The following is a 21,748-nucleotide window of genomic DNA, read 5'->3' on the forward strand; positions in this document are numbered from 1 at the left end:
GGTCGGCAGGTGTGGCCGGGTCGGCGATGTCGGCGATGTCGGCCAGGCTGGACGGCTCTCCCGTCTCAGCGCCTGCGCCGCCGTCCCTTCCCGCCGCGTGCCGGAGCCGGTCGGGCACCGGTCGTTGCCGCTTCCGTTGCCCCGGGGGCTGTAGGGGCCCCGGACGACCCGGGAGCCCTCGTCGTCACCGCGCCCCCCATCCCCGTCCGGTCGGCCGAGACCACCAGGGCCGCGAGAGCCGTGGTGACGGGTACCGAGGCGACCAGGCCGATCGAGCCCACCAGCGTGCGCACGATCTCCTCCGCGACCAGTTCGCTGTTGGCCACCGTGCCCACACTGCTCTGCGCGATCGAGAACAGCAGGAGCAGCGGCAGCGCGGCGCCCGCGTAGGCGAGGACGAGCGTGTTGACGACCGATGCGATGTGGTCACGCCCGATCCGTATGCCGGCGCGGTACAGCCCGCGCCAGCCCATCGTCGGATTGGCCTCGTGCAGTTCCCAGACCGCCGACGTCTGGGTGACCGTCACGTCGTCTAGGACACCGAGCGAACCGATGATGACTCCGGCGAGCAGCAGACCGCTCATGTCGATCGACGGGTACAGACCGTGGATCAGACCGGTGTTGTCGTCCGTGTTGCCGGTGAGTGCGGCCCAGCCGATGAACAGCGAGCCGAGTACGCCGATCAGCAGCAGCGAGATCAGTGTGCCGAGCACCGCGACGGACGTACGGGCCGACAGGCCATGGCACAGATACAGGGCGATCAGCATGATGGCGCTCGACCCGACCACGGCCACGACCAGCGGATTCGAACCCTGCAGGATCGCGGGCAGGACAAAGAAGTTCAGCACCATGAAACTGATGGCCAGCGCGATCAGGGCCATGACGCCCCGCAGTCGGCCCACGGCCACGACGGCGAGCGCGAAGATGCCGGCAAGCAGCGCCATCGGGAGCCGACGGTTGATGTCGGTGACCGAGTACTGCAGGTCCCTCGGCGCAGAGGGCTCGTAGGCGACCACGACCTTCTCGCCCTCGTGCAACTGCCGTGACTGGTCCGGCTGGACGATCTCCGTGAAGGTACGCCCCTTGTCCTTGCCGGTGTCGACCCGGATCGTCGCCCTCTTGCAGGTGCCGTTCGCCTGCTGCTGCGCGGACGAGCCCTCGGCGGTGGAGGTGTCGCCGGTCGGGGTCTCCCCCGAGGCGTTCACCGAGGAGCAGCTCACGCTCTCGACCTCGGTGACCGTGGCCTGCTGGGTCTGCCGGTCGAAGCCGACGCCCGTGCGCTCGTGCCCCGGGGCACCACCGGGCCACAGCACCGCGAGCCCGACCAGGACGGCCGCGGCGAACGGGATCAGGATGGCCGCGATGACCTTGCGCAGATGCTTGGAGACGGGCGCTGCCGGCCCATGACTGTGGCTGTGCGAGTGCCCGTGCCCGCCGTCGGAACCGGGACCGTCATGCCCCTGCCCGCCACCGGAACCGTTGTCGCCGTGACCGTGACCACCACCGGACCCGTGACCGCCACCCGACCCATGACCACCACCGGAGCCCTGACCGGGCCCTTCGCCGTAGCCAGGCCCATGACCGCCACCTTGCCCGTCAGCGGCTTCGGCGCGATGGCCACGCATGTCGCCCCTGGCGCCGAAGAAATCATGGCCGCCTCCGTGGCCGGCTCCGCCGCCACCAGGGCTCTCGCCACGGGCGTCTCCACGTCCGCCGTCGTCTCCGTTGCCGTTCCCGCCACCCGGCCTGCGGGGCGGCTCGGAGGGCGGAAACGGGAACTGCTGTGTCGTGGTCACCGACCGATCATCGCAAGAACGACAGGGGCCCTCTGTTCAGCGCGCCCGAATTGACGCTAGCGTGGAGGCACCTTTGTACACGCGGGAGCTCGGAGCACCGGGCTGAGAGGGCGCTGACCTCCGTCCCAGTCATGTTTCACATGAAACATCGCCACAAGCGAGTGATGTTTCACACGAAGCATCGGCAGACGGAAGCCGCTGCGTCGACCGCCGAACCTGTTACCGGGTAATGCCGGCGTAGGGAGTAGGTCTCATGACCAACAGGGACGCACGCACGCCTGCCTCCACGCAGAACGAGCTCAGCGAGGAGAGCGGGAAGTCCATCGGCTGGCACAAGGCGTACGTCGAGGGCTCACGCCCCGACCTGCGGGTGCCGGTCCGTCAGGTGCACCTCACCAACGGGCAGTCGGTCACGCTGTACGACACGTCGGGCCCGTACACCGATCCACTCACCGAGACCGACGTCCGCAGGGGCCTGGCGCCGCTGCGGGAGAACTGGATCATCGCCCGCGGTGACACCGCGGAGTACGCGGGCCGTCCCGCCCGTCCCGAGGACGACGGGATCAAGCACACCTCACCGCGAGGCGGCCTGCGCAACCTCGACGCGGTCTTCCCTGGACGGCCGCGCCTGCCGCGCCGCAGCCGCGACGGGGGCGCGGTCACACAACTCGCGTACGCCCGCCAGGGGGACATCACTCCCGAGATGGAGTTCGTGGCCGTCCGGGAGAACGTTTCGCCCGAAGTCGTACGGGAGGAGATCGCGGCGGGCCGGGCCGTGCTGCCGGCCAATGTCAACCACCCGGAGATCGAGCCGATGATCATCGGCAAGCGGTTCCTGGTGAAGGTCAACGCCAACATCGGCAACTCCGCGGTGACGTCCTCCATCGAGGAGGAGGTCGAGAAGATGACCTGGGCGACCCGCTGGGGCGCCGACACGGTCATGGACCTGTCCACCGGCCGCAACATCCACACCACCCGCGAGTGGGTGCTGCGCAACTCCCCCGTCCCCATCGGCACGGTCCCGCTCTACCAGGCCCTGGAAAAGGTCGACGGCAGGGCCGAGGAGTTGACCTGGGAGATCTACAAGGACACGGTCGTCGAACAGGCCGAGCAGGGCGTGGACTACATGACGGTCCACGCGGGCGTGCGCCTGCCGTACGTACCGCTGACCGCGAACCGCAAGACCGGCATCGTCTCCCGCGGCGGTTCGATCATGGCCGCGTGGTGCCTCGCGCACCACAAGGAGAGCTTCCTGTACGAGAACTTCGAGGAGCTCTGCGAGATCCTCGCGTCCTACGACGTCACGTACTCGCTCGGCGACGGCCTCAGGCCGGGCTCGATCGCGGACGCCAACGACGAGGCGCAGTTCGCGGAGTTGCGCACGCTCGGGGAACTCAACCGGATCGCGAAGCGTTTCAATGTTCAGACCATGATCGAGGGCCCGGGACATGTCCCGATGCACAAGATCAAGGAGAACATCGACCTTCAGCAGGAGATCTGTGATGAAGCTCCGTTCTATACGCTCGGCCCGCTGACGACGGACGTCGCGCCGGCGTACGACCACATCACCTCCGGCATCGGTGCCGCGATGATCGCCTGGTGGGGCACGGCCATGCTCTGCTATGTCACGCCCAAGGAGCACTTGGGCCTGCCCAATCGTGACGACGTCAAGACCGGCGTCATCACCTACAAGATCGCCGCCCACGCAGCCGACCTCGCCAAGGGGCACCCAGGTGCGCAGGAGTGGGACGACGCGCTGTCGGACGCCCGCTTCGAGTTCCGGTGGGAGGACCAGTTCAACCTCGCCCTCGACCCGGACACGGCACGTGAGTTCCACGACGAGACACTGCCGGCCGAGCCTGCCAAGACGGCACACTTCTGCTCGATGTGCGGGCCGAAGTTCTGCTCGATGAAGATTAGCCAAAGCATCACAAAGCAGTTCGGCGGTACAGCGGCTGCGGATGCGACGGCTGAGGAGGTCGCTGAGGGGATGCTGCAGAAGTCGAAGGAGTTCGCGGCGAGCGGGAACAGGGTGTACCTGCCGTTCGTGGACTGACCTGGGCAGAAGGCTGGCCGGCGGCTACGACGTCGGCCAGCCTTTTCGCCGGTGCTCAGGGTCGCTGCGCGTTCCGTAGCCGTTCCACCTGCCGACTGATCAGCTCGGTGGGGAACGAGCGGCTTGCGCCCATGCTGAGTTCGGAGAACGTGGCGATGGTGTTCCCCGTACGGACCACGATGAACTGCTCGTTGCGGTCTCCGGGTTGCTCCGGCCCCATGGGAACGATCTCCCGGAAGGCCACTGCCTCTTCGCCGACCTGCGGCGGTGTCTCCGAGGCCACCGTCGCCTTGAACGGTCCGACGTAGCCCTCACCCTCGTAGGACCGGCAGGTGGCGAGGGCCTCCTTGAGTTCCGCGAAGCGCTGTTCGGCCTCGTCCTCTTCATAGGAGGCGAGTGTCGAGTTGCCGCCCATGATGTTCTCCTTCCAGTTGAATCTCTGGAAGACGTGAGCTAATGACCCCTCGCCGTTGCGGATGTCGATGAGTGGCTGGCAAGCAGGTACGGATATGGGCGGGAAGGAGCGTCCACTTCCTTGCGGCAGGGGTTCCTTCACCTCGATGGGCTCGTGGGCTTGCGGGACCTCTCCGTCCTTGAAGGCGAGGTCCTTGAGTTGAGCCATCGTCAGGGGTGTCACCGCGGCCTTGGCCGAAGGCGTCGTGGACGAGGCGTCAGCAGCGGCCTTCGGCTCCTGCGTCGGGGCACACCCTGACGCGAGGAACCCCCCGATGACAGTTGCTACGGCTCTTGTCGTCAGCCGTGTCGTGCGCGCTTGCATGAGTCCCCCCGGACAGGTGTGGATGAGAAAGCCGACGCTAGTGATTCCGACATGCGGTAGCCAGGGGGTATCCGATCACGCATCGGGGAGCGAGGTTCGGTGTCGGCCGACTCCGGGCTGATCCTTCCATCGATGAAGATCTCCCAGGACATCCGCCGCCGGCACGGCGGGAGTCAGGACGAGATCGAGGAAGGCATGGCGCAGAAGTCCAAGGAGTTCGCCGCGGCGGGCAACCGCGTGTACCTGCCCCTCGCGGACTGACAGCACCGTACCCACCGCAGTTCGGCAACGACCGGACCGCAGCAGAGTCTTCGGCTTGCGCTCCCCTGGGCGGGGGCGCAAGCCGAGGGGCTGCTCCGGCTACTCCGGCTGGTGTTCCGGCCCCCCGAAGTCCGGGCTGGTGTAGTCCGGGCTCGTGAAGCTGGGTCGCGAGCCCGGGGCGCCGTCGTCCGGGCTGCTGAAGCCCGGGCGGTCGTAGCCGAGGTGTGGCATTCGGCTGGTTCGTGCCGGTGGTGTCGCACGGTGCAGTGCGGCGCTGCCGGGGTCGGCGAGAGCCTCCCGGAGGAACGGCAGGATGCCGCGCTCCAAAAGGGCCTCGCGCCAGGCTTCCTTGGCCCGCGCCACCTCCTCGCTCATCACGCCGTACGACCCGGCTTCGAGCGAGGGCCGATTGCGCAGCGCGGTGAGCAGCAGTCCGACGGCGGCGACGAGGATCCCGGCCGCGGTCATCGCGCCGAACACCCAGCCGGTGGTGAGCATGGTCTGGGCGAACGCCGGCTCGGGGTCGAGCATCTTCAGGATGTAGCCCACGAGCAGAAAGATCGCCGCGGCCGTTCCGGCGAGGACGGGTGCCAGGACCGCGACGACGGCGACGGCGCCCGCGCCGGCCTCGGCGACCTCACCCATGGTGGTGGCGAGCCCCATCGTGCTCGTGCCCGGCTCCGCGGAGCCGGATTCGCGCCTGGACGACGGGGTGGACGGCGCCGGTTGGCGCAGTTCCTCGCGGACCTTCACATAGTGCTGGTACTCGGTCGTCGCGGCCGCCGTGATGATTGCGGTGGCGTTGAGCGCCATGGTGCGCAGCTGTTCCGGGTTGAGCCGCTGACCAACAGCGGCCAGTTCAGGACGGTGTGGGGCGGAGCGCAGCGCCTCGTCGAGGATCCGCTCGTATTCCTGGCGGTCCTCGCTCAGCAGGTGCTGCGGAACGCTGTTCATGTGCATCCCCCGATGCTCCGTAGGGCTTGGGGCTCGCACGCTGACGAGCCGTCGGGCAGAAACGGAGGGGAGCCTGCTACGGATAAGCCGATGGTAGAGCGATGAAGGCACGCCGTGACAGGGGGTTTACCGAAAATGCCCTCTGGCCAGCACCGTCGTCGATCAGTCCGGCATGGGAGACGCCTGCCCTGTGAACCTTCAGATATCCAGGGGAAGTTGCTGGACCAGCAGCTTTCCGGCCATGGTCACTCCGCCGTCCATCGCGATGGCGAGTCCGTCGGCGTAGACGTGCGGTCCCTCGACCAGCGGCGTGGCCGGGTCCTCGCCCTCTTCGGAGCCGACCTCGCCGAGGAGGTACGGAATGGGGCTGTGACCGTGAACGATGCGGGTGCCACCGTACGTATCGAGCAGGGAGCGTACGGCGTCGGCGCCGCCCTCGTCGCGGAAGGAGAAGCGCTTGGTGAACTTGCGGAACAGATCCCACACCTCGTCCGCGTCGTTGCGCGTGATCGTCTCGCGGACGGTGTCGTTGACCTCTTCGATGGAGCGGCCGTAGTCGAGATACGCGGTGGTGTCGGAGTGGACGAGCAGATGGCCGTCGACCGCCTCGATGGCGTCGAGGCGTGCCATCCACTGCAGGTGGTGGTCCTGGAGGCGGTCCATGTCGCTCTTCTGGCCGCCGTTGAGCAGCCAGGCGGCCTGGAAGGTGGCGGTGCCCGCGCCGGAGTTGACGGGAGTGTCGCCGAACCGCTTGGCGCCGAGCAGCAGCAGCTCGTGGTTGCCCATGAGGGCCTTGCAGTAGCCGCCGGCCGCGGCGGCCTCGGCGGACAGCCGCATCACGAGGTCGATGACGCCGATGCCGTCGGGCCCGCGGTCGGTGAAGTCGCCGAGGAACCAGAGCCGGGCGGTGCCCGCGCACCAGTTCCCCACGGAGTCGACCAGGCCCTTCTCCTGGAGGGCTGCCACCAGCTCCTCGAGATACCCGTGCACGTCTCCGACGACGTACAGCGGCCCGGGGCCGGTCGTCGGCTGAGGATCCGGCGCGGCCGCGGGGTCGATGTGCACCTGGAGCGTGTCGCCCCGGTTGATGACCGGCAGGTCGCGCTCGGTCGGCGTGTACCCGTCGGGGTGGTCGACCGGCTCCTCCACCGTGCGGACGGCCTCGTCGGCGGGCGCGTCAGGGGGGTAGGGCCCGGTCCCGTGGACGTATGCGGGCACCCGGAAGTCGCGCAACGTCGCCGCCCGCTCCACTTCGGGTCCCTGACCGGCCCCCTGAGTCATCAGACCCCTCCACCATCACGCCGCATCTGCACCGATTCGGACTGCCTGGTCGCAGCGGCCCGCGGTGTCGTGGGCCCATCATAGGAATGCGGATCGCGCCATGTGATGACCCAGGGGTGGTGAATCGGAGCAAGACTCCAGTTCATCGCGGCTTTCGCCCCGATTGGGCAGGGCTTCGACCTCCCGGCCGTCGCCCTTGCCCCGCCCCGGGGAACGCGCTTTCCCGCTCCGACCCGCCTCGCGCTACTTCTCCTCGGGCGACCGCGGCGGACTGACGGTCGTCCGCTGAGGACGTCGCTGGGACGAGGTACGCACGATCAGTTCGGTCGGTATCACCTGCTCGACCGGTTGGTCCGAGTTGACCCCCTCGATGGCATCGATGAGGAGCTGGACCACCGCGGTGCCGATGCGGCGCGGCTTCAGAGAGAGCGTGGTGATGGGCGGCTCGGTACTGGCGTACACGGTGGACTCGCTGCAGCAGACCAGAAGCAGGTCGTCCGGTACGCGCAGCCCGTAGCGGCGGGCGGCGGCGAGCAGGTCGGTGCCGTTCGGGTCGAACAGTCCGTAGACGGCGTCGGGCCGGTCGGGGCGGGCGAGCAGCCGGTCGGCGGCGACGGCGCCCGCGCACGGATCGTGCGCCGGGTAGGCCTCGTACACCGGATCCTGGCCGACGCGCTCGCACCAGCGCAGGTACGCGGTGGTCGACAGGTGGGTGTACGTGTCCGTCGTCGTGCCCGTCAGTAGGCCGATGCGGCGGGCGCCGGCGTCGGCCAGATGGTCGAGGATGCCGAGTACGGCGGCCTCGTGGTCGTTGTCGACCCAGGCGGTGACCGGAAGCGTGCCGGCCGGGCGGCCGTCGGAGACGACCGGTAAACCCTGCCGGACCAGTTCGCTGACGACCGGGTCCTGGTCGGACGGGTCGATGACGACCGTGCCGTCCAGGGCGACATTCGACCACACGTCGTGGCGGGAGGTCGCGGGGAGGATGACGAGGGCGTAGCCGCGGGCCAGCGCGGCCGAGGTGGCGGCGCGTGCCATTTCGGCGAAGTACGCGAACTCGGTGAAGGTGAAAGGTTCATCCCCGTACGTCGTCACGGTCAGACCGATCAGTCCCGACTTGCCGGTACGGAGTGTGCGGGCGGCGGCCGACGGGCGGTAGCCCAACCGGTCGGCGACCTCGCGGACATGCCGTCGGGTGGCGTCCGGGAGCCTGCCCTTCCCGTTGAGGGCGTCGGAGACGGTTGTGATGGATACTCCGGCGGCGGCGGCGACGTCTCTGATGCCTGCCCGGCCCGGCCGGCTTCCCCGACGTGAGGTTTCCGCGCGGCTCACCTGGTGCTTCCCTGCTGCTGTCATGGCGAGCCGATAGTAGGGCTCATGCGGTGGGGTAGGGCGGACGCATATGCACGCCTTGACAGGCACGTTTCTGCAAGGTCATCGGGTGTCAACTGCCTTGGAAAGCAAGGTAGTTGACACCTCCAATGTCAGGACGTGACTTGTCGACCCATGGAAGCCTGCCAAGTGGCCCATGTTTCGAAGAGGTCTCAACTCACCTCTATGAGGGATGCGCGCCACGGCGTGAGCCACCGGCGCATAGATATATGTGACAGCGCCCCCGGATTTCGTGCACCTTCGGGCGGTGATGCTCCTGATGCAGGTGTGGCGGACGAGGTCGGATCCGACCTGTACGCAGCCGCGCCGAATCCTCATAGGGTGAGGAGTATTGGAAGCCGGCGGTGGTGATGAGCCGCCGGTGGTCGCGAGGAGGACTGCGGTGAGCGAGACGAGCCCCAAGCTGCGCGCCGAGCTGGAGGGAATCCCCACCTACAAGCCGGGCAGGCCCGCCGCGGCCGGAGGCCCGGTCGCCTACAAGCTGTCCTCCAACGAGAACCCCTATCCGCCGCTGCCCGGCGTGATGGAGACCGTGACGGCCGCGGCCTCGTCGTTCAACCGCTACCCGGACATGGCGTGCACGGGCCTGATGAACGAGCTGTCCGAGCGCTTCGCCGTCCCCCTGTCCCACCTGGCCACCGGGACCGGCTCGGTCGGCGTGGCCCAGCAGCTGGTCCAGGCGACCTCCGGCCCCGGCGACGAGGTGATCTACGCCTGGCGGTCCTTCGAGGCGTACCCGATCATCACGCAGGTCAGCGGTGCCACCTCGGTACAGGTGCCGTTGACGCCGGGTGATGTGCACGACCTGGACGCCATGGCTGACGCGATCACCGACCGGACCCGGCTGATCTTCGTCTGCAACCCCAACAACCCGACGGGCACGGTGGTACGGCGGGCCGAGCTGGAGCGTTTCCTCGACCGGGTGCCGGGTGATGTCCTGGTCGTGCTCGACGAGGCCTACCGCGAGTTCATCCGCGACGCCGAGGTGCCGGACGGCGTGGAGCTGTACCGCAAGCGGCCGAACGTCTGCGTGCTGCGCACATTCTCCAAGGCGTACGGCCTGGCCGGTCTTCGCGTCGGCTTCGCGATCGCCCACGAGCCCGTGGCGGCGGCGCTGCGCAAGACGGCCGTGCCCTTCGGCGTGAGCCAGATCGCACAGGACGCGGCGATCGCGTCACTGCAGGCCGAGGACGCACTGCTCGGCCGGGTCGGCTCGCTGGTGTGCGAGCGCTCGCGGGTGGTCGACGCGCTGCGCGCCCAGGGCTGGACGGTGCCCGAGACCCAGGCCAACTTCGTGTGGCTGCGGCTGGGGGAGAGCACGGTCGCGTTCGCGGCGGCGTGCGAGCAGGCGGGCGTGGTGATCCGGCCGTTCCCGGGCGAGGGTGTCCGGGTCACGGTCGGGGAGAACGAGGCGAACGACATCTTCCTGAAGGTGGCGGAAGGGTTCCGCAAGGAGCTGTAGAGCCGCCCTGTCCCAGGGCGGCGGGTGCTGGGCGTCTCGGTTTCACGTGGAACCGAGACGCCCTTCGCGTGCCAGGGCCTACCGGTCCGTCCCTGGTGGGGACCCTCGGTCCGGCTTAGGGACCCCCGCCTTTCCGGTCTCGAACGGGCATGCTGCATAATTGCTTGTGAATGTGAACGCGTTCACAAGCGTGTCCCGGTTGCTCCAACGATGTGTGTGACAAAAGGGGCAGACCGCCGCTGCACCACGGCGATGTAAGGAGACTGACGACGTGGACTTGGCTCTGGCGCCGGAGACATTGGCGCGCTGGCAGTTCGGCATCACCACCGTCTACCACTTCCTGTTCGTTCCCCTGACGATCTCGCTGGCGGCCCTCACCGCCGGACTGCAGACCGCGTGGGTGCGCACGGAGAAGGAGAAGTACCTCAAGGCCACCAAGTTCTGGGGCAAGCTCTTCCTGATCAACATCGCGATGGGTGTCGTCACCGGCATCGTTCAGGAGTTCCAGTTCGGCATGAACTGGTCCGACTACTCGCGCTTCGTCGGTGACATCTTCGGCGCCCCACTCGCCTTCGAGGCGCTGATCGCCTTCTTCTTCGAGTCGACCTTCATCGGTCTGTGGATCTTCGGCTGGGACAAGCTGCCCAAGAAGATCCATCTGGCCTGCATGTGGATGGTCTCGATCGGCACGATCCTGTCGGCGTACTTCATCCTCGCGGCCAACTCGTGGATGCAGCACCCGGTCGGCTACAAGATCAACGAGTCGAAGGGACGGGCCGAGCTCACCGACTTCTGGCTGGTTCTGACCCAGAACACCGCGTTGGCCCAGGCCTTCCACACGCTCACCGCGGCCTTCCTCACCGGCGGCGCCTTCATGGTCGGCATCTCCGCCTTCCACCTGGTCCGCAAGAAGCACATCCGTGAGATGAAGACCTCACTGCGGCTCGGTCTGGTCACCGTTGTCGTCGGTGGCCTGCTCACCGCGGTCAGCGGTGACACTCTCGGCAAGATCATGTTCGAGCAGCAGCCGATGAAGATGGCCGCAGCCGAAGCACTGTGGGACGGCGAGGCGCCCGCGCCGTTCTCCGTCTTCGCCTACGGGGATGTCGACGCCGGCCACAACAAGGTCGCCATTGAGATTCCGGGACTGCTGTCCTTCCTGGCCAATGACAACTTCACCTCGCACGTCCCGGGCATCAACGACGTCAACAAGGCCGAGCAGGAGAAGTTCGGTCCGGGCGACTACCGGCCCAACATCCCGGTCGCCTACTGGGGCTTCCGCTGGATGATCGGCTTCGGCATGACGTCGTTCGCCATCGGACTGGCCGGACTCTGGCTGACCCGCAAGAAGTTCCTGCTGCCCCAGCACCTGCGGGTCGGCGAGGACGAGGTGCCGCATGTGGTCCTCTTCAAGAACAAGGCGCTCGGCCCGACGCTCACCCGGTGGTACTGGCGCATCGCGATCTGGACCCTGGCCTTTCCGCTGATCGCCAGCTCCTGGGGCTGGATCTTCACCGAGATGGGCCGTCAGCCGTGGGTGGTCTACGGCGTCCTGAAGACCCGGGACGCGGTCTCCCCCACGGTCTCCCAGGGCGAGGTCATCACCTCCATGATCGTCTTCACCAGCCTGTACGCCATCCTCGCGGTCGTCGAGGTCAAGCTGCTCGCGAAGTACGTCAAGGCCGGCCCGCCGGAGCTCACCGAGGCCGACCTCAACCCGCCCACGAAGATCGGCGGCGACTCCCGTGACGCCGACAAGCCGATGGCCTTCTCGTACTAGGCCGAGGGAGCTGCACAGTCATGGAACTTCACGACGTCTGGTTCGTCCTCATCGCCTTCCTATGGACCGGGTACTTCTTCCTGGAAGGCTTCGACTTCGGGGTCGGCATCCTCACCAAGGTGCTCGCCCGCAACCGGCCCGAGCGGCGGGTGCTGATCAACACCATCGGCCCGGTCTGGGACGGCAACGAGGTGTGGCTGCTCACGGCCGCCGGCTCGACGTTCGCGGCCTTTCCCGAGTGGTACGCCACGCTCTTCTCCGGCTTCTACCTGCCGCTGTTGATCATCCTGGTATCTCTGATCGTCCGGGGTGTCGCCTTCGAATACCGGGTGAAGCGGCCCGAGGAGAACTGGCAGCGCAACTGGGAGCACGCGATCTTCTGGACCTCGCTGATCGCGGCGTTCCTGTGGGGAGTGGTCTTCGGCAACATCGTGCGGGGTGTGAAGCTCGATCAGAACTTCGACTACGTCGGGACCTTCTGGGACCTGCTCAACCCGTACGCGCTCCTGGGTGGCCTGGTCACGCTGACGCTGTTCACCTTCCACGGCGCGGTGTTCACGGCACTCAAAACCGTCGGCGACATCCGGGTGCGGGCGCGGAAGCTGGCGACCGGAGTCGGTCTTCTCACGGCTGTGCTGGCACTGGTCTTCCTCCTGTGGACGCAGGTCGAGGGCGGTGACGGCAAGAGCCTGGTCGCGCTCGTCGTGGCGGTGGCCGCGCTCGTCGCCGCGCTCGTGGCGAACCAGGTCGGGCGCGAGGGTTGGTCGTTCGCACTGTCCGGCGTCACCATCGTGGCCGCCGTGGCGATGCTCTTCCTGACGCTCTTCCCGAACGTCATGCCGTCCTCGCTCAATGAGGAATGGAGCCTCACGGTCACCAACGCCTCGTCGAGTCCCTACACCCTGAAGATCATGACCTGGTGTGCGGCGATCGCCGCACCGATCGTCATGCTCTACCAGGGCTGGACCTACTGGGTGTTCCGCAAGCGGATCGGTACGCAGCACATCGCCGCCGAAGCCGCTCACTGAGTCCGACAGGGGTGTGGTTCGCCGTGGTTTCGCGATGTTTCACGTGAAACACGGTGATCCACACCTCCTGGACCGAAGGGCATGTTTCACGTGAAACCGATCGATCCGCGTCTTCTCCGTTACGCCCGCGCCACCCGGCTCTTCCTGGTGGCGATCGTCGGTCTGGGTATCGTCGGTGCGGGACTCGTCATCGCGCAGGCGATGCTCATCGCCGAAGTGGTGGTGGGCGCCTTCCAGCACGGCATGGCGGTCGGTGAGCTCAGGACTCCCCTGCTGCTGTTGACAGCCGTCGCTCTGGGCCGCGCGCTCGTGTCCTGGCTCGCCGAACTGGCCGCGCACCGAGCGAGCGCTGCGGTGAAGTCGGAGCTGCGTGGGAGGCTGCTGGAGCGTGCCGTCGCGCTGGGTCCCGGGTGGCTGAGCGGGCAGCGGACGGGATCGCTGGTCGCCCTCGCCACGAGGGGAGTCGACGCCCTCGACGACTACTTCTCGCGCTATCTCCCGCAGTTGGGGCTGGCCGTCGTCGTGCCGGTGGCCGTGCTGGCGCGGATCGTCACCGAAGACTGGGTCTCCGCGGCCATCATCGTCGGCACCCTGCCGCTCATCCCCCTCTTCATGGTGTTGATCGGCTGGGCCACACAGTCCCGGATGGACCGTCAGTGGCAGCTTCTGTCCCGGCTCTCCGGGCATTTTCTCGATGTGGTCGCCGGATTGCCGACCCTGAAGGTGTTCGGGCGGGCCAAGGCGCAGGCCGATTCGATCCGGCGCATCACCGGCGAGTACCGGCAGGCGACCATGCGGACGCTGCGGATCGCCTTCATCTCCTCCTTCGCGCTGGAACTGCTCGCCACGCTGTCGGTGGCACTCGTCGCCGTGACGATCGGTATGCGGCTCGTGCACGGCGACATGGACCTGTACATCGGTCTGGTCATCCTCGTGCTGGCACCGGAGGCGTACCTGCCGCTGCGCCAGGTGGGAGCGCAGTACCACGCAGCGGCGGAGGGGCTCGCTGCCGCCGAGGAGATCTTCTCGGTGCTGGAGACACCGGTACCGAAGTCCGGCTCCGCTGCCGTGCCGGCAGGGGGCCTGTCCTTCGAGGGAGTCACGGTCCGCTATCCCGGGAGGTCCGGGGACGCCGTGGCGGACGTGTCCTTCGCCGTCCAGCCCGGGGAGACGGTCGCGCTCGTCGGGCCGAGCGGTGCAGGCAAGTCGACACTGCTGAACGTCTTGCTGGGCTTCGTGCGGCCCGACGAGGGGCGGGTTCTGGCCGGGGGAGTCGATCTCGCCGAGGTTGACCTGGAGCAGTGGCGGGCGCGGATCGCGTGGGTGCCGCAGCGGCCGCACCTGTTCGCCGGGACGATCGCCGAGAACGTACGCCTCTCCCGGCCCGACGCCGAAGACACCGCCGTACGGCGGGCGTTGGGGGATGCGGGTGCGCTGGAGTTCGTGGACGCGCTGCCCCAGGGTGCCGACACCGAGCTCGGTGAGGACGGGGCCGGGCTGTCCGCCGGGCAGCGGCAGCGGCTCGCGCTGGCTCGGGCGTTCCTCGCCGACCGCCCCGTGTTGCTGCTCGACGAACCGACGGCAGCGCTGGACGGGGCCACCGAGGCCGAGGTCGTGGAGGCGGTACGGCGGCTGGCGGTGGGCCGCACGGTCCTGCTGGTGGTGCACCGGCCGGCGCTGCTGTCGGTGGCGGACCGGGTGGTCCGGCTGGCTGAACCTGTGAGCCCGGCCTGCACGGAGGCGGGGCCCAGGGCGGCCGAGGCCCGCACGGTCGAGGTCGAACCGGCTCCCGCTCCCGGCGCACTCGAGACGATGGCGCCGACGGCGGACACCCGCGGTGTGCTGGCCCGCGTCCGTGCCATGTCCGGGGCCCGACGCGGGCGTCTCGCGCTCGCCCTGCTGCTCGGGAGCCTCGCGCTCGGCAGCGCCGTCGGGCTCATGGCCACCTCCGGGTGGCTCATCTCGCGTGCTTCGCAGCAGCCGCCCGTGCTCTATCTGATGGTGGCCGTGACGGCGACGCGGGCCTTCGGAATCGGGCGGGCCGTCTTCCGGTACGCGGAGCGGCTCGTCTCGCACGACGCCGTGCTGCGGATGCTGGCCGACACCCGGGTCGCCGTGTACCGGCGACTGGAGCGACTGGCGCCCGCCGGGCTCCGGCAGACCCGCCGGGGTGACCTGCTGTCGCGGCTCGTCGCCGATGTGGACGCGCTACAGGACTACTGGCTGCGCTGGCTGTTGCCCGCCGGTGCCGCCGTCGTCGTGTCCGCCGCGTCGGTCGGCTTCACGGCCTGGCTGCTGCCCGAGGCCGGCGCGGTGCTCGCCGTAGGACTGCTGGCGGCCGGAGCGGGAGTCCCGCTGATCACCGGTGCCGTGGCCCGGCGGGCCGAGCGCAGGCTGGCCCCGGCCCGAGGCGTGCTGGCCACGCGGGTGACCGATCTGCTCACCGGGACCGCCGAGCTGACCGTCGCCGGAGCGCTGCCCGGACGTACCGCCGAGGCGCGGCGGGCCGACGGGACGCTCACCCGGATCGCCTCGCGCGCCGCCACCGCCACCGCGCTCGGCGACGGACTCACCGCGCTCTTCTCCGGTCTGACCGTCGCTGCCACCGCCCTCGTGGGCGCCCAAGCGGTCGTCGACGGCAGGCTGGGCGGCGTGGCGATGGCCGTCGTCGTCCTCACCCCGCTGGCCGCCTTCGAGGCCGTACTCGGCATGCCTCTTGCCGTGCAGTACCGCCAGCGGGTGCGCAGGAGTGCGGAGCGCGTGTACGAAGTGCTGGACGCACCCGAGCCCGTACGGGAACCGGAGCGGCCCCGGCAGGCGCCCGCGTCGCCGTTCCCGGTCGCGGTCAAGGGCCTCGCCGCCCGTCACGCCGGGCAGGACCGGAACGCGCTCGCCGGATTCGATCTGACCCTGGAGGAGGGCCGCCGGATCGCCGTGGTCGGGCCGTCCGGGTCCGGCAAGTCGACGCTCGCGCAGGTGCTGCTGCGCTTCCTGGACGCGGACGCGGGCTCATACACGCTGGGCGGCGTGGACGCGTACGCGCTGGAGGGTGACGACGTGCGGCGGCTCGTCGGGCTGTGCGCGCAGGACGCGCACCTCTTCGACAGCTCGGTGCGCGAGAACCTGTTGCTCGCCAGGAAGGACGCCACCGAGGACGACCTGCGTGACGCGCTGAAGCGGGCCCGGCTGCTTGACTGGGCCGACGGCCTGCCCGACGGGCTCGACACGCTGGTCGGCGAGCACGGGGCGCGGCTGTCCGGCGGGCAGCGGCAGCGGCTCGCGCTGGCCCGGGCACTGCTGGCCGACTTTCCCGTCCTCGTGCTCGACGAGCCCGCCGAGCATCTCGACCTGGCGACGGCGGACGCGCTCACCGCCGATCTGCTGGCCGCCACCGAGGGTCGTACGACGTTGCTCATCACCCACCGGCTGGCCGGCCTGGAAGCGGTGGACGAGGTGGTCGTCCTGGACGCGGGTCGTGTGGTGCAGCGGGGTTCGTATGCGGAGCTGGCCGCGGCGGAGGGGCCGTTGCGGGGGATGGTGGAGCGGGAGGAGCAGACGGATCTGCTGGTGGGGGTGCTGTAGGAACGCGGAGCCCCCGGCCCTTCCGTCGTCCACCCATGGCCTGTCGGCCGAGCTGCCCGCGCTGCTGCCGCAGCTGCTCGAGGCGATGCGGTCCGTGGGCAGCGGCCTGGAGCTGCATTCCGCGCTGGACCGGAACGGTGAGACCGCTGCGGCCCTGCCGAGGCCCCGCGTGACCGGGAACGGCTCGCGGTGTACGTGGACCGCGACCGCGACCGCATCGCCCGCGACCTGCAACACCTGGTTATCCAGCGGCTGTTCGTCACCGGATGAGGCTGGAGAGCGCACAGCGCGAGGACCGGATCGACGTCAGCCTCGACGCGACCATGACCCCGCCGGAGGGGCGGCCCGGAGTCCGGCTGACCGTCGGACGACGGCGTCGGCATCCCCCAGAACGGCCGGCGCAGTGGCCTGAGAAACCTCGAACGGCGCGCGGAGGCTCTCGGCGGCGACAGCTCAACCGAGTCCCTTCGCAGTCACGCCGTTCTAGCCCATCTGCGTCAACCTGTCCCCCAGCTGTACGACTTGAACAGGGCCCTGGGCCGCCGCGCGGGCCAGGATCACTGACATGCGCTCACCTCGCCGTCATCCGCTGCTCGTTCCGGCGCTGCTGTGCGCGCTCGCCGTGCTCGCGGCCCGGCCCACGGGAACCTCCGAGGCCGTCGACGACGGTGAGGACACGCACAGCGCCGCCGATGCCGGGATCAACGCACAGGTACTCCGGCTGTACGAGGACGCGGCAGTGGCGACCCAGCAGTACGAGGCCGGCAGACGGGAGGCCGAGGTGCAGCGGGCGCAGGCCGTGCGTTTCGAGGCGCTGCTGGACCGGGAGCGGCGGGGGATCGCCGTTCTGAACGAGGACCTGGGCCGGATCGCACGCGCTCAGTACCGCAGTGGCGGTGGGCTTCCGATCACCGCGCAGATGATCCTCGCGGACAGCCCCGACGAACTGATGCGTGGTCAACGTGCCGTCTGGCAGGCGGATCTCGCCGTCAACAACGCGATCGACAAGAGCCGCCGGGCCGAGCAACGGCTCGCCGCTGACGAGGCGAAGGCCGAGGCGGCCTGGCAGGAGCTGGACCGGCACACCGGCGAACTCGCCGCTCTGAAGAAGGACATCGAGGCGAAGCTCGACCAGGCACGGTGGCAGTTGCAGGGCCAGGCCGATGCCTCCGTCACGGCCGGTTCGTGTCGCGGTGCCGTCCGGCTGGACCAGCCGAAGACGGGAGCCATGAAAACCTGGGTCGCCCCCGTGGAGTCGTACGCGCTGTCCGCGGGGTTCGGCAGCGGCGGCGAGCGGTGGGCGAACCGGCACACCGGGCAGGACTTCGCGGTGCCGATCGGGACGCCGGTGCGGGCGGTGGGCGAGGGGCACGTGGTGAAGGTGTCCTGCGGAGGGCCCTTCGGCATCGAGGTCGTGCTCCAGCACGCGGGCGGCTACTACACGCAGTACGCCCATCTTGCCGCCGTCACCGTCGACCAGGGCGAGCGGGTGAGCCCCGGGCAGTGGGTCGGGCAGTCCGGCACGACCGGCAACTCCACCGGCCCGCACCTGCACTTCGAGGTGCGGGTCACTCCGGAGATGGGCTCGGCGGTGGACCCGGCGTCGTGGCTGTCGGCACGCGGAGTGAGCCTCGGCTAGCCGTTGAACCGTGACCGGTGTCTCAGCCGGTCCGCTCCACCACCAATTGCTCGATCACGACCGCCACCCCGTCCTCGTTGTTGGCGACCGTCCGTCCCGAAGCCGCCGCGAGCACGTCCGGGTGTGCGTTGCCCATCGCGTACGACCGTCCCGCCCACGTGAGCATCTCGACGTCGTTCGGCATGTCCCCGAAGGCGACGACCTGCTCGTTCGAGATGCCGCGCTCGGCACAGCACAGCGCGAGCGTGCTGGCCTTGGAGACGCCGGGGCCGCTGATCTCCAGCAGGGCGCTGGGGCTGGAGCGGGTGACATTGGCCCGGTCGCCGATCGCGAGCCGGGCCAGAGTGAGGAAGGCGTCCGGGTCGATGGAGGGGTGATAGGCGAGGATCTTGAGCACCGGCTCGTCGGCACCGGGGGCGTCCGGCGCGAGCAGATCTTCGGCCGGCGCGAGCGAGTCGGGGGTCTCCATGTGCAGCTTCGGATAGTCCGGCTCCTGGTAGAAGCCGTACGTCTGCTCGACCGCGTACACGGTGCCCGGCGCCGCGTCACGCAGCAGCCGCACGGCGTCCAGCGCGTTCTCCCGTGCCAGCTCGCGCACCTTCACGAACCGGTGGGCGCCGGGGCCGCCGTGCAGGTCCACCACCGCGGCGCCGTTGCCGCAGATCGCCAGGCCGTGACCATGGACGTGCTCGCTGACCACGTCCATCCAGCGGGCCGGGCGGCCGGTGACGAAGAAGACCTCGATGCCCGCCTCCTCCGCGGCGGCGAGCGCCGCGACCGTGCGCGGGGACACCGACTTGTCGTCGCGCAGCAGGGTGCCGTCGAGGTCGGTGGCGATCAGCCGGGGCGGGAGGGCGGCGGCCGGGGTCTCGGGCTGTCGAGTCGCTGAGGTCACCCGGCCATTCTCCCGCAGATGCCCGCACGCCAGTGCGGGAGCCCGCACAGATGAAGCACAGATGAAGCACGGACGTGGCACAGACGAGATGCAGACGGCAGGTTGCCCAGGTCAGCGCAGCTGGGCGGGCGCCTCCATGGCGATCTGCTCGAAGATCTTCTCGTCCGCCGCGAAGTCGGAGTCGGGGATGGGCCAGTGGATCACGATCTCGGTGAAGCCCAGCTCCTGGTGGCGCCCCGCGAAGTCCACGAACGCGTCCAGGGACCGGAGTGGACGGCCGCGGTCCGGGGTGAAACCGGTGAGCAGGATCTTGTCGAGCGAGCTCACGTCACGGCCGATCTCGGCACACGCGTCCGCGAGCTTCTCGGCCTGCCCGCGAAGGGCTTGAACCGACTGTTCAGGAGTGCCGTTCTCGTACAGCTTGGGGTCGCCGGTGGTCACCCACGCCTGCCCGTAGCGCGCGGCGAGCCGGAGCCCGCGCGGCCCGGTCGCGGCCACCGCGAAGGGCAGCCGGGGGCGCTGTACACAGCCCGGGATGTTGCGGGCCTCGTGCGCCGAGTAGAAGTCGCCCTCGTACGAGACCCCGCTGGGGCCGTCCTCGACCAGCAGCCGGTCCAGCAGCTGCACGAACTCGGCGAAGCGGTCGGCGCGCTCACGCGGCGTCCACGGCTCCTGCGCGAGCACCGTGGCGTCGAAGCCGGTGCCGCCCGCACCGATGCCGAGCGTCATCCGCCCGCCGGAGATGTCGTCGAGGGAGATCAGCTCCTTGGCGAGGGTCACCGGGTGCCGGAAGTTCGGCGAGGTCACCAGTGTGCCCAGGCGGAGATCGCCGGTGGCGGCCGCGGCGGCGGTCAGCGTCGGCACGGCACCGAACCAGGGCCCGTCCCGGAAACTCCGCCAGGACAGGTGGTCGTACGTATAGCCGGTGTGGAAGCCGAGCTGTTCGGCACGTGTCCATGCCGAACGGCCGCCTTCGTGCCAGCGGAGGTACGGGAGGATCACGGTGCTCAGGCGCAGACTCATGCGTCCGAGCGTATGCGGCCGATCGTGTTTCACGTGAAACAGTCACTGCCAGTCATCACCCCCGGCCGCTCAGCGACGGATGAGGTGGTGACGCCGACGCCCGCGGCGTCAGTGATGGGCAAGTGGTCCACGCCACCGATCACGCGCTCGTCAATGAGCTTCCGGGAACCGCAGATACCGCGCCGGGACCGCCTTCGTCAGCCACACCCCGTTCGCGCTGACGTGAAAAACGTGGCCGTCGCGGTGCATGGCGCCCGCGTCCACCGACAGCACGACAGGACGACCGCGGCGGGCGCCGACACGGGTCGCGGTCTCCCGGTCCGGGGAAAGGTGCACGTCGTGGCGGTTCATGGGCCGTAGGCCCTCGGCACGGATCGCGTCCAGTGAACGGGCCGCGGTGCCGTGGTAGAGGTGCGCCGGCGGGGTCGCCGGGGGCAGTCCGAGTTCGACGTCGATGCTGTGGCCCTGACTGGCGCGGATCCGGGTGCCGTCGATCGCGAAGCGCTGCTTGTCGTTGGCGGCGACCACGTGGCCGAGTTCCTCGCGGGTGAACCGGAAGCCGTGCGCGGCGGCTGCGGCGATCAGCGTGTCGATCTCCACCCAGCCGGCGTCGTCGAGGATCAGCCCGATCCGCTCCGGCTGGTGACGCAGGTGCTTGGACAGATATTTGGACACCTTCACGGTGCGTCCTTCTTCCACCCGGCCAGGGTGCCGGGCGAGACCTGAATCACGCGAATGATTTTGCTCCGGATGTTTGATCCACAGCCAAGTACAGTTATCCACAGGGGAATTGGCGATTCTGTGGACAACCACCCTTGGATTCAGGGCGTTTCACCAAGATCATCTGATGCCACGTGACTTGCGGCGAGCCGGTCCAAGGACCGGGCCCGTACCTCCCGTTCGGCGGCGAGAGCGATGAACTCGGCCGCCTGCTCGGTCCCAACCAGCCTCTCGACGGCCCGCATTGTCTCCACGGGGATCGCCACGTCATGCGTCCGCTCGGCCGGTGCCGGGACGTCGCCCGTAGTGAGGTGGTCCTTCAGATGCCGGACCGCCAACGAGCGCATCGCCCGGGCGAGTTCCGCGTCCACGGTCTGTTGTGCGAGTGGCCGGAGCCGTCGTACGAGGGAGGCCGCTTCTGCCGCGTCCGCGTCCGTGGGGTGGTGTGGTCCGTCCAGGTAGCGGGCGAAGACGTGCTCGGTCGTGAACTCCAGGAAACGCACAGCGATGTTCTCGACCCGTCCTCTCAACTCCCGCAGATGAGCGGAGATCGCGGACAGCGGCACCCCGGCCGCGTGCAACTCTGCGGCCACCGCGAGCTCTTGGGGACTCGGCACGAGGAAGGAGTTGTCGTCCCCGGCCACCGGCTCCAGCACGCCCAGCTGCACGGCCTCGGCGACCGCCGCGTCGTCGGGGACGCCGCCGAACCGCTCGTCCAGCGCGGCGCGCGAGATCCGTACCGACTCCTCGTCGGTCCATGGACCATCCACTTCGGCGACCAGGCCGAGCACCCCGCCCAAGCCCCGGCCCGCGTCCCACGCCTCCAGGAGCTCCTTGATGGAGGCCAGGGTGTAGCCGCGGTCCAGGAGGTCGGCGATCTGGCCCAGGCGCACGAGGTGGGCGTCGGCGTAGACGTTGGCGCGGCCGCGGCGCTCGGGGCGGGGGAGCAGCCCGCGGTCCTGGTAGGCACGGATGGTGCGGACCGTGGCGCCGCTGAGGTGCGCCAGGTCCTCGATCCGGTAGGCGGGAGCCTCGGCCCGCCGCCCGGAATCCTCGGTCCGCTGCCCGGAGTCTTCGGTCCGCTGCCCGGAGTCCTCGGCT

15 protein-coding genes and 2 pseudogenes are annotated in these 21,748 nt (G+C 69.2%); 8 read left to right on the forward strand and 9 right to left on the reverse strand.

Annotation, left to right across the window (positions count from 1 at the left end; genetic code table 11):
* Positions 1-65: 65 nt before the first annotated feature.
* Positions 66-1,625, reverse strand: a complete 1,560-nt coding sequence (locus tag OG252_RS25970; RefSeq protein WP_329339049.1) for a YibE/F family protein — start codon at positions 1,623-1,625, stop codon at positions 66-68.
* 424 nt (positions 1,626-2,049) lie between these two features.
* Here OG252_RS25970 and thiC point away from each other — a divergent pair, with 424 nt between their 5' ends.
* The gene (gene thiC / locus OG252_RS25975) at positions 2,050-3,852 is read left to right on the forward strand and encodes a phosphomethylpyrimidine synthase ThiC (RefSeq protein WP_329339051.1); all 1,803 of its coding nucleotides are present in this window, start codon (positions 2,050-2,052) and stop codon (positions 3,850-3,852) included.
* A 55-nt stretch (positions 3,853-3,907) separates the two neighbouring features.
* Here thiC and OG252_RS25980 read toward each other — a convergent pair whose 3' ends face one another.
* Positions 3,908-4,474, reverse strand: coding sequence for a hypothetical protein (locus OG252_RS25980; RefSeq protein ID WP_329339053.1), 567 nt, complete (start codon positions 4,472-4,474; stop codon positions 3,908-3,910).
* Between the two features lie 285 nt (positions 4,475-4,759).
* Between OG252_RS25980 and OG252_RS25985 the strand changes: the two are divergent.
* A pseudogene (locus tag OG252_RS25985) lies at positions 4,760-4,891 on the forward strand (thiamine biosynthesis protein ThiC); the annotation flags it as partial.
* Positions 4,892-4,990: 99 nt separating this feature from the next.
* Here the strand turns inward: OG252_RS25985 and OG252_RS25990 are convergent.
* The 3 genes from OG252_RS25990 to OG252_RS26000 form a co-directional block, all read right to left on the reverse strand.
* On the reverse strand, positions 4,991-5,851 hold the full coding sequence (locus OG252_RS25990) for a hypothetical protein (RefSeq protein WP_329339055.1): 861 nt from the start codon (positions 5,849-5,851) through the stop codon (positions 4,991-4,993).
* A gap of 192 nt (positions 5,852-6,043) precedes the next feature.
* Positions 6,044-7,126 (reverse strand): metallophosphoesterase, encoded by a 1,083-nt coding sequence (locus OG252_RS25995; RefSeq protein ID WP_266436747.1) that lies wholly within the window; start codon positions 7,124-7,126, stop codon positions 6,044-6,046.
* Positions 7,127-7,369: 243 nt separating this feature from the next.
* Positions 7,370-8,482 (reverse strand): LacI family DNA-binding transcriptional regulator, encoded by a 1,113-nt coding sequence (locus OG252_RS26000; RefSeq protein ID WP_266436748.1) that lies wholly within the window; start codon positions 8,480-8,482, stop codon positions 7,370-7,372.
* 418 nt (positions 8,483-8,900) lie between these two features.
* Between OG252_RS26000 and hisC the strand changes: the two genes are divergently transcribed.
* The 6 genes and pseudogenes from hisC to OG252_RS26030 all read left to right on the forward strand — a co-directional run bounded on the left by hisC (position 8,901) and on the right by OG252_RS26030 (position 18,009).
* Entirely contained in the window at positions 8,901-9,980 is a 1,080-nt protein-coding gene (gene hisC, locus OG252_RS26005; RefSeq protein ID WP_329339058.1) for a histidinol-phosphate transaminase, read from the forward strand.
* A 271-nt stretch (positions 9,981-10,251) separates the two neighbouring features.
* Positions 10,252-11,760 carry a cytochrome ubiquinol oxidase subunit I gene (locus OG252_RS26010; protein ID WP_266436750.1) on the forward strand — a complete coding sequence of 503 codons (1,509 nt, stop codon included), beginning with the start codon at positions 10,252-10,254 and terminating at the stop codon, positions 11,758-11,760.
* A 20-nt stretch (positions 11,761-11,780) separates the two neighbouring features.
* Positions 11,781-12,788 (forward strand): cytochrome d ubiquinol oxidase subunit II, encoded by a 1,008-nt coding sequence (gene cydB, locus OG252_RS26015; RefSeq protein ID WP_266436751.1) that lies wholly within the window; start codon positions 11,781-11,783, stop codon positions 12,786-12,788.
* An 81-nt stretch (positions 12,789-12,869) separates the two neighbouring features.
* Positions 12,870-16,370, forward strand: a complete 3,501-nt coding sequence (cydD, locus tag OG252_RS26020) for a thiol reductant ABC exporter subunit CydD (RefSeq protein ID WP_329339062.1) — start codon at positions 12,870-12,872, stop codon at positions 16,368-16,370.
* Between the two features lie 156 nt (positions 16,371-16,526).
* Positions 16,527-16,934: pseudogene (locus OG252_RS26025) on the forward strand (hypothetical protein); the annotation flags it as partial.
* 1 nt (position 16,935) lies between these two features.
* On the forward strand, positions 16,936-18,009 hold the full coding sequence (locus OG252_RS26030; protein WP_329339063.1) for a M23 family metallopeptidase: 1,074 nt from the start codon (positions 16,936-16,938) through the stop codon (positions 18,007-18,009).
* A 22-nt stretch (positions 18,010-18,031) separates the two neighbouring features.
* Here OG252_RS26030 and OG252_RS26035 read toward each other — a convergent pair whose 3' ends face one another.
* The 4 genes from OG252_RS26035 to OG252_RS26050 form a co-directional block, all read right to left on the reverse strand.
* The gene (locus OG252_RS26035; protein ID WP_329339065.1) at positions 18,032-18,904 is read right to left on the reverse strand and encodes a Cof-type HAD-IIB family hydrolase; all 873 of its coding nucleotides are present in this window, start codon (positions 18,902-18,904) and stop codon (positions 18,032-18,034) included.
* 111 nt (positions 18,905-19,015) lie between these two features.
* Positions 19,016-19,927, reverse strand: coding sequence for an LLM class flavin-dependent oxidoreductase (locus OG252_RS26040; protein WP_329339068.1), 912 nt, complete (start codon positions 19,925-19,927; stop codon positions 19,016-19,018).
* Positions 19,928-20,077: 150 nt separating this feature from the next.
* Positions 20,078-20,626 carry an RNA 2'-phosphotransferase gene (locus tag OG252_RS26045; RefSeq protein ID WP_329339070.1) on the reverse strand — a complete coding sequence of 183 codons (549 nt, stop codon included), beginning with the start codon at positions 20,624-20,626 and terminating at the stop codon, positions 20,078-20,080.
* 122 nt (positions 20,627-20,748) lie between these two features.
* Positions 20,749-21,663 (reverse strand): MerR family transcriptional regulator, encoded by a 915-nt coding sequence (locus tag OG252_RS26050; RefSeq protein WP_329345195.1) that lies wholly within the window; start codon positions 21,661-21,663, stop codon positions 20,749-20,751.
* Between the last annotated feature and the right edge of the window lie 85 nt (positions 21,664-21,748).

This window comes from Streptomyces sp. NBC_01352, from assembly GCF_036237295.1.
GTDB lineage: Bacteria > Actinomycetota > Actinomycetes > Streptomycetales > Streptomycetaceae > Streptomyces > Streptomyces plumbiresistens.

What these genes read in the sequence shown, in the direction of transcription:
- cydB (WP_266436751.1), top strand. Translation starts at nt 11,781, where the DNA reads ATGGAACTTCACGACGTCTGGTTCGTCCTCATCGCCTTCCTATGGACC.
- cydD (WP_329339062.1), top strand. Translation starts at nt 12,870, where the DNA reads ATGTTTCACGTGAAACCGATCGATCCGCGTCTTCTCCGTTACGCCCGC.
- OG252_RS25970 (WP_329339049.1), bottom strand. Translation starts at nt 1,625, where the DNA reads ATGCGTGGCCATCGCGCCGAAGCCGCTGACGGGCAAGGTGGCGGTCAT.
- OG252_RS25995 (WP_266436747.1), bottom strand. Translation starts at nt 7,126, where the DNA reads ATGACTCAGGGGGCCGGTCAGGGACCCGAAGTGGAGCGGGCGGCGACG.
- OG252_RS25990 (WP_329339055.1), bottom strand. Translation starts at nt 5,851, where the DNA reads ATGCACATGAACAGCGTTCCGCAGCACCTGCTGAGCGAGGACCGCCAG.
- OG252_RS26040 (WP_329339068.1), bottom strand. Translation starts at nt 19,927, where the DNA reads ATGAGTCTGCGCCTGAGCACCGTGATCCTCCCGTACCTCCGCTGGCAC.
- OG252_RS26000 (WP_266436748.1), bottom strand. Translation starts at nt 8,482, where the DNA reads ATGACAGCAGCAGGGAAGCACCAGGTGAGCCGCGCGGAAACCTCACGT.
- thiC (WP_329339051.1), top strand. Translation starts at nt 2,050, where the DNA reads ATGACCAACAGGGACGCACGCACGCCTGCCTCCACGCAGAACGAGCTC.
- OG252_RS26030 (WP_329339063.1), top strand. Translation starts at nt 16,936, where the DNA reads ATGCGCTCACCTCGCCGTCATCCGCTGCTCGTTCCGGCGCTGCTGTGC.
- OG252_RS25980 (WP_329339053.1), bottom strand. Translation starts at nt 4,474, where the DNA reads ATGGCTCAACTCAAGGACCTCGCCTTCAAGGACGGAGAGGTCCCGCAA.